Genomic DNA, 12,391 nt, shown 5'->3' with positions numbered 1-12,391 from the left:
ATGTGGCAAAGATAAAAATATGCCCAGTTTGCGGAAGTACGCATATCCATTATGTTGCAGGTATGGTGACTGGGGAGAAGTACAAATGCGAAAATTGTGGATATATAGGCTCGCTTATCGTGGAGATCGACGAGGAAGATTATGAGAGATGGCTAAAAGAGTTAAGGGGTAAGAAAGATGGAAGTGGAAATAAAGGCCAGGATTGAAAACAGGGAAGAGTTTGAGAAAAAATTGAAAAGTTTGAATGCGGAGTTTGTAAGAGAGGTAATTGAAGAGGATGAGTATTTTAACCATCCATGCCGGGATTTTGCGCAGACAGATAAGGCTCTTCGCATCAGGAACGATTATACTATGACTTATAAGGGTCCGAGAGTGGATAGAGACACAAAGAGTCGGGAAGAGATTAATTTGAAAATCGATGATTTGAATAAAGCTCGAAACCTTTTAATCTCCCTAGGATTCAAGCCAGTTGCAAAGGTTGTGAAGAGAAGAAGGTACTACAAGGTTGGAGAGCTAAACATAGCCGTGGATAATTTGCCCGAGCTTGGGGATTTTGTAGAAGTGGAATGCATAGGTGAATATGAGCCGTGCAGAGAGAAAGTCATGAGATTTGCTAAAGAGCTAGGGCTCAGGGATTTTATAAGGAAATCGTATTTAGAACTCGTGCTCGAGGCTATAGAGGAATGACATATATTCTCTCACCGTTTTTCAGAGCATTTATCACTTTCTTTCCGTTAGCTGTGCTCTTTCTGAGATTTATAAAACCCTGAGAGGATACGGTTACATCGAACAATCTCTGCGTGTCGGCGAACACAGATACTTTCCGATGTGCAAGATGCTCGCCCACATGCAGCCGAATAGTCTTCTTTTTCATCTCTACCTCAACCTCTATTCTCTCTTCCCTTACTCTTTCTCTGCCCAGCGGCTCAACATCCAGAGACATGCCAACTAAGCTCTCCACATCCGCTATTCTCTTGCCCTTCTTGCCTATGACAGAAGATATGGCTGATGGTGGTACATAGAGTATTGCACGATTCTCACTCACTACCTTGACCTTCACCCTCAATCCAGGGAAAAGCTTGCGGAGCTCATCCTCAAGTCCTTTAGCTGCCCACTTGTAAACGCTTTTCTCTTCTTCGCTAACGGGTACGACCACAATCTGCTCACCGAAGGAGTACACTTCGTAGAGCAAGCTTTCGCTTTCTAAATCTCTAACTTCTATGACAGGTCTAGCGAGATCCTCTTCATGCATTCCTGAGGGAACTTTGACTGTATAGCGAAGCGTGAGAACTTGCTTTATATCTCCCTTCTCTATATGAATGATAGTATCCACAATTTGAGGTATTACTCCAAGTTCCACACGACCGATGAAGCGCTGCATGGCATCTATGGCTCTTGTTGCGTGGACTACTCCAACCATGCCCACTCCCGCCAGACGCAAATCTGTGAATACCTTGAAATCATTGGTGGTGCGCATCTCATCAAATATCGTGTAATCTGGACGAACGAGGAGCAAAATATCTCCAGTTTTCTCCATACTCCCTTCCAAAGAAGTGTACTGAGTGATTATATCCTCAAGAATCAAATCCCTGGGCTTCTCCATAGTTTTCACAATCTTGTTTAGCGAGGCATAGTACTCGGCAATTGCCTGCACAAATGTGCTCTTTCCAGCTCCTGGAGAGCCAGAGACCAATATGCCCTCAGCTTTTTCTTCTATTCTCCTTCTGAGCTTCTTGCTTATATTGTAATCCTCCAATCTCAACTTCACAATGGGCCTGACTGCTGTTATCTCCATAGCATCTGAAAAAGGTGGCCGGGTTATGGCTATACGGTACTCTCTCAACTGCACAACAGTGGCACCTTTCATATCCATCTCTATGAACGATTTATCATCTCTCCTAGCACGCTCAACTATGTCGTAGGCGATCTCTTCCACTTCTTGAGGAGTTATGGCCTCTCTTATCCTTTCAAGCTTGAACTCACCGGGCTTGCCGCGCTTGGCAAAAACCCCCACCCCTGCCTTGATGTGTACGCTCATAATATCTGGCTCAAAGAAATCTTCAATGCGCATCCTTATCTCTTTCTTCGCTTCCAGATATATTGCGGGTATGCCCTTCACCTCGGCTATGCTCTTCTGCACATAGTCGCCCGTTACAAGGATGGCTCCATTTTGGGCTGCACACTCTCGAATCATATTGTCAATCTCTCCAGCCTTGGCACGGCGAATCTGCCATTCTTCAGGCCTTGAGCCGCAAAATGTAAGTTTTATACCTCTCTTCTCGCAAATCTCCCTAATTCTGCGCAATTCACTCAATCCTGAAAATCCTATGGATAAGCCGGAATTAGCCTGATGCTCCACTTCCCCAATTATTGCTTCAGGTATGATTACCTCTTCAACCTCCTCTATATTGAGAAAATCCACAAACCTACCGTCCACAATCACACTTGTATCTGGAACATATTTCATAGCTTCTCAATCCCTCAGTGTTATTTAATTCTTTTTGAGATTTTAGAGGGAAGAAGCGTGATAAAATTAGCATTAAAATCAATTTTATAAAAATAGAAAAATCATACGATAGAGACTTCGCCAAAGATTAGTTTTATAACCCTTTGCCTTTCTACATTACTTCTTTTTCGATTTTACGAACTCTTTGTAGTATGAGTCCAGCAGCTTGCGAATGGTCTGCCCAATCTTGAGATAATCTACCTCACGCAAATTCGCCAGAGAGACTCTCGCTGAAGGATGCTTGACATCAAAGCCCTTCCCGGGAAGTAGCACCACATGGGCCTCTTCAGCAAGACGCACTACGAACTCGCTGTATGGCAATGTCTTCAAAAACCAATCTGCAAACTCTCTGCCATAAATTTGCTCTGCCAGAGCTTCGGTATCTATGAGTGTGTAATAATACACATTGTTAGGATCTATAGGCTGCTCTATTCCTAATCCTCTATAGAGAGCTTTGTATCTGCGTCTCATTATTCTCTTCACCGCCTCTTTATACCTGTTCTGCTCATCCATAAGTGCATATAGTGCAAATAGAACCATCTGCACCTGCTGAGGGGTAGAAAGTCCTGCTGTATGTCTCAAAGCCACATTTCTGCTATCTGCCACAAGTCTATCTATGAACTTCAACTTTCTGGGATTTACAGTTACAGAAGAGTACCTTTCTTCCAACTCTTTCTGCAAATCTTCCGGCAGTTTTCTAATAAGCCGATCTACCACATTTCTCTCGTGCAAAGCTATCACTCCAAGACGCCAGCCTGTAGCACCAAAGTACTTGGAAAAGGAGTAAACGAGAATAGTGTTGTGAGGGCATACAGCATATATAGATTTGAAATCATCTGCGAAGGTTGCATAAACATCATCCGTAATTATTACCAAATTCTTTCTCTTCTTTATTATCTCTTTTATTTTCTTCAATGTGCTATCGTTGAGTTTCACCGATGTGGGATTGCCCGGATTGACTAGGAAGAATGCCTTTATATCAGGATCCAAAAGCTTTTCCAGTTCTTCATCAGGAATTTGATATCCTTGCTCAGGATCTGCCACTATCTCTATCTCCACAAGTCTGTAAGTGTCAAGGCGTGGAATCTCTATGTAAGGCGTGAAAATGGGTACTGCAAGAGCAATCTTATCTCCCTCTTCAAGTATATAATTTGCCTTGAGCGATTCAAAAAGATAAGCCATGGCAGCAGTACCTCCTTCCACCGCAAACAGCTGCGTTTCTCCAAGAAGGTCATGTCCAGCGCCCATTTCTCTAAGGAGATAGCGCACAACAATTTTCTCCCCCATCTTCAGCATTCTAACCGGTGAAGGATACTCACATCCAAGATAGCCCTGAACCATCTCATGCAAGAAATCTCCAGCAGAGAACCCAAGATGGTCTTTTACATAGCTTACTGCTGCATTGAGAAACTTTACACCTTTAGCATCCCAGTTGCTTCTAACAAATATCTCAAACCTGGCCTCTATCCCATCCCTATCGCTATGGCCTCCAATCAAATCGTCCATGTACCCATAATGCCTCTCAGCCTCGCTTAGAGCAAATCTTCCCAACTGCAAGAACCCGTATCTGGGAATTAACGATACAAAATTCGGATTCCCACGGCCTGCATTGAGCATCATCTTCTCCGATTTCCTGCTCGCCAGCTTTATAAGTATATCCTTGAATTCAAACGGACTGAGCTCTTCAAAATTTATATCCTTCAGATTCATATCATTCACCTTCAAATGTTTAGCAATTCTATAAACACAGAATCACTATATAAGGATAATCCCCATGCATCTATCTCACTCAATCCTAAATTCAAAAATGGAAATAAGATAAAAATCAATGTTTATTATGTAATCTTACCATTCCAAGCATGGCAACGAGTGCAATTACTATTATCCATAGTCCTGAAGAGAACTCAGGAACTGGAGCACTATAAGGTGTTTTTAGAGGATAATAATCTTCGGCTCCAACATCACCAGCCAGTTTATATGGCCAGTCTACTATTCCATCATTATTGGCATCATTCGTATCGTTATTATTTGCCCAATCGTACCAGTAATTGCCAACTCCATCGGTGGAGTTCCAGTGATTATCTGTTCCATTATCATACGCTTGAATAAACCAGGAATTATATGCATCTCCAGAGTTGGCATTATAGTAGAAAGAGTTCGCATAAGCCAAATTATTGTTGCTACCAGTATCTATATACACTCCATATCCACTGTTATTAGAAAATATATTGTATTTCATAGAGTTGTTTGATGAATATTCAAGATCAACACCATCTCCACTATTGTTGTAAATTGAGTTGCTACTCAGAGCATTTTGAGATGAATACCAAAGCGCAATACCTTCTCCCTGCACCTGATAAATCGAGTTGTTGGTTATGGTATTGCTGGAAGAATGCTCTGCATCAATTCCATCATAGCTATTGCTATGAATTATGTTATTGAGTATCTCATTATCCGAAGAAGAATCCAAGTATATACTGTTATCATAATTATCGTAAATCGTGTCATCTACGATTATCCCGTTAATCACATTGTAAAGCATAATGCCTGAGCCCTCCTCATAATCAGAGGAATGATACGATGTATTGTGTAAATTGCAGTTCTTAACCACAAAATAAGCCGTGGTATTTCCAATATAAATCGCAGTTCCTGCCCCATGCGCATCAATATCCCATCCAGAAATTATGTAAGGATCATCCTTCGTTCCACTTCCTGAAACCACACCATTATCCGATGTAAAATCGGAATTGCTGTTTATTCTAATCGGAGAATGCGAGGTATAATCTTTAATCTTTAAGTTCTCATTTATAGCATTACTATGAGATGCCTGTGCAATTCCCACACTAAAATACCCTAAAACCATCAAAAGAACAAAGGAGAGCACTAATACCTTCGCAATTCTATTACCCTTCGTTCCAACCACCTTCAGCAACAAAGATATGTAGTTTATATTATAAAAACTTTATGGATTGAGATAAATAAAGTTCAAATCTATTTAAATTATCCTTCAGTATTGCTTAAAACTCAAGCACACCTATGAAAATTATTTTATCAATCATCGCATATCTCGGCTTATGGAGAGAAAGGACTATCTCAAGCGCGTTGAACTGCTGAAAGAATTAAGGAATATGGGTATAAATCCGTACCCACAGAGCACTCCTATAACGAATTACATAGAGGAAATTGTAAAAGCTCCCGAGAATTTTATGGGTAAGAAGGTTGCAGTTGCGGGCAGGTTATACGCTCTGCGCTTTCATGGAAAGGTTGCTTTTGGAGATTTGCGCGATAATGGCTCTAAGATTCAGGGATTTTTCCGAATGGATGTTTTGGGGGAGGAGCAGTACAAGTTCTTGAAGAAATATGTGGATAGGGGCGATTTTCTGTGGATAAAGGGAGAGGTAACTCGCACTAAGAAGGGAGAGTTAAGCGTACTTGCTGAGGAAATTAAACTCGCCTCTAAAGCCCTCTACGATTTACCACACGAGTGGTTTGGAATAGAAGATACGGAAAAAAGATACAGGCAGAGGTACTTGGATTTGATGTTCAACAAAGATGCATTTGACACATTTATAAAGAGAAGCATAATTGAAAAGGAGATACGGATGTTTCTCTGGAACAGAGGATTTTTAGAGATGGAAACTCCTGTATTACAGCCCGTGTATGGAGGAGCAAATGCCAAGCCATTCAAGACGCATGTAAATGCAATTGACAGGGATTATTATCTTCGGATCTCGGATGAATTATATCTAAAAAGGCTCATAGTAGGCGGGTACAACAAGGTATTTGAGATAGCCAAAGATTTTCGCAATGAGGATATTGATACCACGCACAATCCAGAATTTACAATGATTGAAATTTACCAATCCTATGTGGATTACAACGATATGATGAATTTAACTGAAGAGATGATCAAGCATGTGGCACAAAAGTTGGAAATTGAAAAAGTTAAGTTTGGAGAGTACGAGATAGATTTTACCAAGCCATTTAGGAGAGAGAAAATGTTGGACATGCTGGCAAAGAGAGGAATAGATGAAAATACGAGCGATGAAGAAATTAAAGCGATGCTGGATGAATACAAGATAAAGATGCCCCAGTACAATCGAGGCTTGGCTCTGGGCAAATTATTTGAGAGGGTTTGCGAGGAAGATTTAATCCAGCCCGTGTTTGTTATAGACCACCCCAGAGAAACCACTCCTCTCTGCAAACTTCACAGGAAAGATAACAGGCTAATAGAGAGATTTGAGTTGTATGTGGGAAGTGTAGAGTTAGCAAATGGATATACTGAGCTCAACGATCCTCTGTTGCAAGAGAAATTCTTCCGCGAGGAGGTGGAACGCAGAACTCTGGGAGATGAAGAAGCACATCAATACGATGAGGATTTCATAGAAGCCCTGCGCTGGGGAATGCCCCCCATGGGCGGTGTGGGCATAGGAATAGACCGACTAACCATGCTCTTAACCGGCAATACGAGTATAAAGGAAGTGATACTCTTTCCAATCTTGGCGCCCAAGAAGTGATGAAAATAATACCAGAAGAGTTCATCAATTATGCCTACGAGGAGAGAGTTGCGCTTATAAAAAAGATGCTAGAAGGAAAGTTTGACGATTCCATTCTCATAGGATTCACTAGGCACAATGCGGCCATAATAACCTCTGGGCCTGCAGGGCTCAACGGCTCCATAAAGGGTGTAGGATTCATCCACAAAGATGAAATTCTTCCAGATACCATAGAAAAGATGCGCGAAGAATTGCACAGCGAGTACAATCCTACCAAGGCTGGAAAATTCCTTCTGGACGAAATTTACCAGCGTGATAAGATTGATTTTACAAAACTAATCTCTTTAGAACTTGCAAGAAAGCATACCTGGAAGAATATCACAGAGGGAAAGAAAGAGGCAACAATTCTCTTCTTTACCCCACCAAGCACATCTTACGAGGTTAGATGCAAGGTTGAGATACATACAAAGGGCCTTATTTGGGAATATGCAAACTCCTTGCATGACATATTCCACAGACCTGAAAAGCCAAGAGAATGGAGAAAAACCCCAGCATATCTATTCAAAATAAGGGAGATTTACAATAACAGCGAAGATAAAATAGGAGTGAGAATTTACTGAGCAAAAAACTGCAATATCTTGTTTATGTAATCTTCCTCGTTCACAAGTATACTGCGCACATGTGCACCTTCTGTGACCCACAATTTCACATTCGTAGCCACTTTCAAAAATTCTTCAATCTCTTCAATTTTTACAAGGGGATCTTTCTTCCCCGCAATTATTAGAGTGGGAACCTTGATACTCTTGGCAAACTTGAAAGGATTTGTGTTTTCGTACTTCACTCCCGATAGCAGTATTGCAAAGGGCTTAACAAAAGCATAAAGCCATTCGGGCAGGTTGGCAAAGTACTTCAATCCCCGAGCCCCGGTCTTGTCCGTGTATATATAAGGGCTATCTGCCACAACCTTATCCGCCAAACCCAAATACGCTGCTTTTAGAGCTAGAAATCCACCCATTGAATAGCCAATTATATACACTTTCTTGCAGTGCTGATCTGCATATTTCACCATGGCTTTAACATCCAGAATCTCCTTATCACCAAGAGTTGTGTACTTGCCCTCACTCTCTCCGTGAGCTCTAAAATCCACAGCAAGGACAGAATACCCAGCACTCCACATCTTTCCCATAACCTTGCGCATATACACATCGTCCCATCTACTCCTGCTGTACCCGTGCAAGAGCACCACACAATCCTCTCCACCCTTGATATGCCAGCCTTTAAGCTTCACACCATCTTCCGTCTTTAATTCTATATCTTCATAATCGGCTCCAAAATCTTTCGGAGTCCAAGAACCAACAAATCTACTAGGCTTGACTAGTTTGTATGCAACAAATGCGGCAAATAAAAAAAAGATGATTATTATTGCCACAATTATGGCTATTATTACGCCTATCCACCAAGCCATATCACAATTCCTCCGTGGCTTCTATGGCTCCTTCCATGCTGGGCTCTCCTTTTTTCCTGTCCAGATACTTCATACCCCAGATCAAGGGCATAGCGATTATCACAAATATTGCACCCACTGGGAAAAGCACTTTGTAATTACCTCCCGCAAAGTACACTATTATACCTCCCAAAATTCCTGCTATGGCAACGGGTAAAGATTTAGTTGCCTCAAAGAATCCATAGTAGCGACCATTGAAGAACTCTTTCTCATAGTTGTTGAGCAGATCTCCGATGACTGGCCATGATGTAGCCATCAGCATACCCCATCCAATACCTGCAATTCCTATGGCTGCGGTAATCTCGGTGCTTGTTGTGACGAACCAACCCCAGATAAACGGTGCTAAAAATATCAATCCTCCAATTATTATGGATTTTCTCCTTCCTATTCTATCGTATAAAGGACCTCCAATCAACGCTCCAACAAGCACTGTGATATTGAATATGGCCATTATTGCTGTACCTAAAGTAAGCACATCCTTCGTGTTCAATATAGATTCAAGAATGCCAAACAGGAACACAGCTATAAACTCAAAGCTGAGCCACCAGAATATCTGTGCTATATAAAAACTCACAAAATCATGGTCTAAAAGTATGTTTTTAATGTATTCTATAACATTCTCTTCGGGCTCAACATCTGGATAGGGGGGCTCTTTAACTTTGAAATAGAGGAGCAGCACTGAGAGAACCAAGAACACTCCTGCAAGCGCAAAGGGCATCCAGAGATAATTGGCCTTTATCATTGCTTCAAGGGCCGTCTCTGCAGAGGGAAAAACTTTACGAGCCATCACAGATACAATAGCCACAAATCCAAACATTAAGAGATTGCCACCCCACTCAAAGAATGTTATGATACCGCTTGGCTTGCCCCTCTCACCGCTTGGCACTATATCGGGCATGAGTGCCCGATACTGGGCCACAAAGAAGTACATAAAGAAGTAGAATATTGCAAGGAATGTGGCAAATATTCCCAGAGGAGCATGAGCAATGTAGGAGAAATATATCAGCGCTGCCGCCAGTGCCGCCGCAAAACCACCCCAAAGTATGAACGCTTTTCTTCTCCCACTCCTTGAATGATAAGTATCGCTATAGTATCCAAACAAAACAGGGACTATTACTCCTATAATGCCTTGCAATGCAAGAATAGAGCCAATGATGATAGAATTCTGCGTGTATGTTTGCAGAAGTTTGAAAGATAGTGCCTTATTAAGTGCCCACCCTGTGCTCATACTCAGTCCTACAAAGGCAATCACTAAAATCACTTTCATCGATATGCCTTTTTTATCAGGATTCATTGTAGAGATAATTATAACTATGCTTAAAAACTTTGTTATTTAGCAATATTTAATTACTATACTCCAATAACTTAAAATCATGGCTCAAGAAAGAATACTGCACCATGAGATTTTAGTGTCTTACACAATATTCGCACTATTTTTCTTAATCGCCTTAATCCTCTTCTGGATCGGCATATCCCTACCAGGAGGGTTCTTGGCATTTACACTATCTTCCACCGTGGTGCTTGCTGTTCTTATAATAGTAATCATTATTGGCATAAACTTCTCAATTATGTACATAAAAATCACCCCGAAATATATGATCGTTTCATTCGGAGTGTTTAAGAAAGTAATAGCGTGGGAATCCATAGTCAATTACTGGATAGACAAAACACCTGCACTAACTTATGGAGGATTTGGGATAAGATTCGCAAGAATGAACGGGAAGAGGGTTCTAGCGTACATCGTGGAGATGAAAGAGAGAATAGCGTTAGAGCTTGAAGGGCATACGGCACCAATATTCGTATTCTCCACAAAAGATCCAGATAAGATTTTAGAGATAATAAAGAATAAAACTGGAAAATAAACAAGATTTTATATGCTGGTAAAGAATTACAATAACTATGCATCCTTCAGAGAGCATTAAATGTGAGAAAAGCGATTTGCTAAAAGATAAAAAGCTCGCACTGTGCGTGACGGGAAGTATTGCAGCGGTTGAGAGTGTAAAGCTTGCTAGGGAACTGATTAGGCATGGTGCAGATGTCTATCCCTACATGACAGATAGTGCTCTTAAATTCGTGGGTAAGGATGCACTTTTATTTGCCACGGGCAAAGAGCCAATAACAGAATTAACGGGCAAGGATGAGCATCTTTACGATTTCGATGCGATTTTAGTAGCTCCTGCCACCGCAGATATAATCTCAAAAGCCGCTTGTGGTATAGCGGATGATGCTGTTAGCACACTAATATTTGCGAACCTTGAAAAATGTATATTTGTGCCCAGTATGGACTCCAGAATGTATAACAACGAGATATTAAAGGAAAATATTGAAAAACTCAAAAAATTTGCAATGTTTATAGAACCGAAAATGGAGGAGGGGAAAGCAAAACTACCCAGCAACGATCTAATTGTGGCAAGAGTTATGAATTACCTACGCAGAGATTTAAAAGACAAGAAGGTACTTGTTATCGGTGGGGCGGGGTATGAGAGATTCGATGAATTTAGAATAATCACAAATCTGGCCACGGGAAAGATGGGTATTGAGATAGCAAGGTTTGCATACTATTATGGTGCGAGTGTGAATCTCCTTATTGGCCTTCACTCAGTAGATATTCCAGAATACATAGAGTATGAAGAATTTGGAGGTATTGATAATCTTATGCAAAAAATAGAGAATATGAAAGGTTATGATGCAATAATCGTACCAGCCGCACTCCCAGATTTTAAACCTGAGAAGAGAGAAGGAAAGGTAAAGAGCCTTGGAGATTTTAATGCAATTGAATTTGAGGAAAATCCAAAGTTTTTAAAGAGATTAAGGAGAGAGTACAAAGGTTTCCTAATCGGATTTAAGGCAGAGAGTAAAATAAGCAAGGAAGAGTTGATAAGAAGAGCGAAAGAGAGAATGGAGGAGTATGAACTAGATATGATAGTAGCAAATCTCATTGAGGATGTTGATAGAGATTCTACCAAAGCGATCATAATATTCAGCGATGGCGAGTTTGAAGAGTTTGCAGGTAAGAAAGAGGATCTTGCAAAAAGGATTGTAGAAATCATGGCGGAATCATTATGACTCGTGCATTCTCCCCAGGGAGCATTACACTTTTTTTCGAGATAAGAGATGAGCACAAGGAGCCTCTGAGAATAGGATCTAGAGGAATTGGAATCTGTGTATCTTTAGGTGCAATAACCAGTGTGCAAGAGGGAGAGGAGCTCAGAGTTTTTGTGAACGGAAAAAGTATGAAAAATTCTCTACAGGAAGATATTGCAAGGGCATATGGATTTAAGGGTACAATTAAGACAGATTCGCAGTTACCTGTATCGCAGGGCTTCGGTATGAGTGCAGCTGCAGCCTTAAGCACAAGCTTAGCTATTGCAAAACTTAAAAATGCAACCTACCTGCAAGCAGCGCAAATCGCACACAGGATTGAAGTTGAAAGAAAGAGCGGGCTTGGAGATGTGACATCGCAGTACGAGGGGGGATTTACACTCAGAATAAAAGAGGGCATACACCCATACGGCATAGTTGATAGGTTATTCTTCCCACCTATTCCCATATCCCTTGTCACATTCAAAGAGGGAATTGAGACAAAAGAGATTCTAAAAGATGAGGATATGAGGAAAATAATAAAGAAAGAGGGACATAGAGCTATGGAAAAATTCCTGAATATGCCTACCTTTGAAAATGCAATTAGAATTGCAAGAGATTTTGCACTCAAAACATCCCTTATAAGCGATGAGGGAAAAGAGTTCTTAAAAGCGTGCAATAATGCTGCCATTGCCATGATCGGCAACTCTGCAATAGTGTTTGGCGAGTGCAAGGAAGAGATTGTTGAGGATTATAAAGTATATAGAGTATGCCTGGGAGATAGAGCTAAGCTTTTACCATGAC

General features: G+C 41.0%; 12 protein-coding genes. 7 read left to right on the top strand and 5 right to left on the bottom strand.

The genetic code is table 11. From position 1 onward, the window contains the following. The first annotated feature begins 2 nt into the window (after positions 1-2). Positions 3-206, top strand: a complete 204-nt coding sequence (locus ABOO_RS03125) for a hypothetical protein (protein WP_008082247.1) — start codon at positions 3-5, stop codon at positions 204-206. After that, positions 178-687, top strand: coding sequence for a class IV adenylate cyclase (gene cyaB / locus ABOO_RS03120; RefSeq protein WP_008082218.1), 510 nt, complete (start codon positions 178-180; stop codon positions 685-687). Before ABOO_RS03125 ends, cyaB begins: the two co-directional genes overlap by 29 nt. Here cyaB and ABOO_RS03115 read toward each other — a convergent pair. From ABOO_RS03115 to ABOO_RS03105, 3 genes are all read right to left on the bottom strand, one after another. Next, entirely contained in the window at positions 674-2,467 is a 1,794-nt protein-coding gene (locus tag ABOO_RS03115; RefSeq protein ID WP_008082200.1) for a PINc/VapC family ATPase, read from the bottom strand. The genes cyaB and ABOO_RS03115 overlap by 14 nt on opposite strands. A 156-nt stretch (positions 2,468-2,623) precedes the next feature. Beyond that, the gene (locus ABOO_RS03110) at positions 2,624-4,216 is read right to left on the bottom strand and encodes a bifunctional aspartate transaminase/aspartate 4-decarboxylase (RefSeq protein WP_008082553.1); all 1,593 of its coding nucleotides are present in this window, start codon (positions 4,214-4,216) and stop codon (positions 2,624-2,626) included. Positions 4,217-4,331: 115 nt separating this feature from the next. After that, positions 4,332-5,429: a right-handed parallel beta-helix repeat-containing protein gene (locus ABOO_RS03105; RefSeq protein WP_008082487.1), complete on the bottom strand. Its 1,098-nt coding sequence runs from the start codon at positions 5,427-5,429 to the stop codon at positions 4,332-4,334. Positions 5,430-5,580: 151 nt separating this feature from the next. Between ABOO_RS03105 and lysS the strand changes: the two genes are divergently transcribed. Next, entirely contained in the window at positions 5,581-7,023 is a 1,443-nt protein-coding gene (gene lysS, locus ABOO_RS03100; protein ID WP_008081929.1) for a lysine--tRNA ligase, read from the top strand. After that, positions 7,023-7,622 (top strand): hypothetical protein, encoded by a 600-nt coding sequence (locus tag ABOO_RS03095; protein WP_008081975.1) that lies wholly within the window; start codon positions 7,023-7,025, stop codon positions 7,620-7,622. The genes lysS and ABOO_RS03095 overlap by 1 nt, the downstream gene beginning before the upstream one ends. Here the strand turns inward: ABOO_RS03095 and ABOO_RS03090 are convergent. Beyond that, positions 7,616-8,467, bottom strand: a complete 852-nt coding sequence (locus ABOO_RS03090) for an alpha/beta hydrolase (protein WP_008081987.1) — start codon at positions 8,465-8,467, stop codon at positions 7,616-7,618. The two genes, ABOO_RS03095 and ABOO_RS03090, sit on opposite strands and share 7 nt — an antisense overlap. A 1-nt stretch (position 8,468) precedes the next feature. After that, positions 8,469-9,800: an MFS transporter gene (locus ABOO_RS03085; protein ID WP_008082589.1), complete on the bottom strand. Its 1,332-nt coding sequence runs from the start codon at positions 9,798-9,800 to the stop codon at positions 8,469-8,471. Positions 9,801-9,879: 79 nt separating this feature from the next. Between ABOO_RS03085 and ABOO_RS03080 the strand changes: the two genes are divergently transcribed. Genes ABOO_RS03080 through ABOO_RS03070 form a run of 3 tightly spaced genes read left to right on the top strand, consistent with a single transcriptional unit; the run spans position 9,880 to position 12,390 of the window. Further along, positions 9,880-10,368, top strand: a complete 489-nt coding sequence (locus tag ABOO_RS03080; RefSeq protein ID WP_008082678.1) for a hypothetical protein — start codon at positions 9,880-9,882, stop codon at positions 10,366-10,368. 37 nt (positions 10,369-10,405) lie between these two features. Next, complete coding sequence (gene coaBC, locus ABOO_RS03075) at positions 10,406-11,572, top strand: bifunctional phosphopantothenoylcysteine decarboxylase/phosphopantothenate--cysteine ligase CoaBC (RefSeq protein WP_008082741.1); 1,167 nt, start codon at positions 10,406-10,408, stop codon at positions 11,570-11,572. Then, a complete protein-coding gene (locus ABOO_RS03070) occupies positions 11,569-12,390 on the top strand; it encodes a GHMP family kinase ATP-binding protein (protein ID WP_008082324.1) in 822 nt (273 codons plus the stop codon). Before coaBC ends, ABOO_RS03070 begins: the two co-directional genes overlap by 4 nt. Position 12,391 lies beyond the last annotated feature (1 nt).

The organism is Aciduliprofundum boonei T469 (assembly GCF_000025665.1).
GTDB classification, from domain to species: domain Archaea; phylum Thermoplasmatota; class Thermoplasmata; order Thermoplasmatales; family Aciduliprofundaceae; genus Aciduliprofundum; species Aciduliprofundum boonei.
This window is presented reverse-complemented; position numbering and strand designations above follow the sequence as displayed.

Bases quoted from the DNA above. Each gene is read 5' to 3' on its own strand.
- cyaB (WP_008082218.1), top strand. From the start codon at position 178: ATGGAAGTGGAAATAAAGGCCAGGATTGAAAACAGGGAAGAGTTTGAG.
- ABOO_RS03115 (WP_008082200.1), bottom strand. From the start codon at position 2,467: ATGAAATATGTTCCAGATACAAGTGTGATTGTGGACGGTAGGTTTGTG.
- ABOO_RS03110 (WP_008082553.1), bottom strand. From the start codon at position 4,216: ATGAATCTGAAGGATATAAATTTTGAAGAGCTCAGTCCGTTTGAATTC.
- lysS (WP_008081929.1), top strand. From the start codon at position 5,581: ATGGAGAGAAAGGACTATCTCAAGCGCGTTGAACTGCTGAAAGAATTA.
- ABOO_RS03095 (WP_008081975.1), top strand. From the start codon at position 7,023: ATGAAAATAATACCAGAAGAGTTCATCAATTATGCCTACGAGGAGAGA.
- ABOO_RS03090 (WP_008081987.1), bottom strand. From the start codon at position 8,467: ATGGCTTGGTGGATAGGCGTAATAATAGCCATAATTGTGGCAATAATA.
- ABOO_RS03085 (WP_008082589.1), bottom strand. From the start codon at position 9,800: ATGAATCCTGATAAAAAAGGCATATCGATGAAAGTGATTTTAGTGATT.
- ABOO_RS03080 (WP_008082678.1), top strand. From the start codon at position 9,880: ATGGCTCAAGAAAGAATACTGCACCATGAGATTTTAGTGTCTTACACA.
- coaBC (WP_008082741.1), top strand. From the start codon at position 10,406: ATGCATCCTTCAGAGAGCATTAAATGTGAGAAAAGCGATTTGCTAAAA.
- ABOO_RS03070 (WP_008082324.1), top strand. From the start codon at position 11,569: ATGACTCGTGCATTCTCCCCAGGGAGCATTACACTTTTTTTCGAGATA.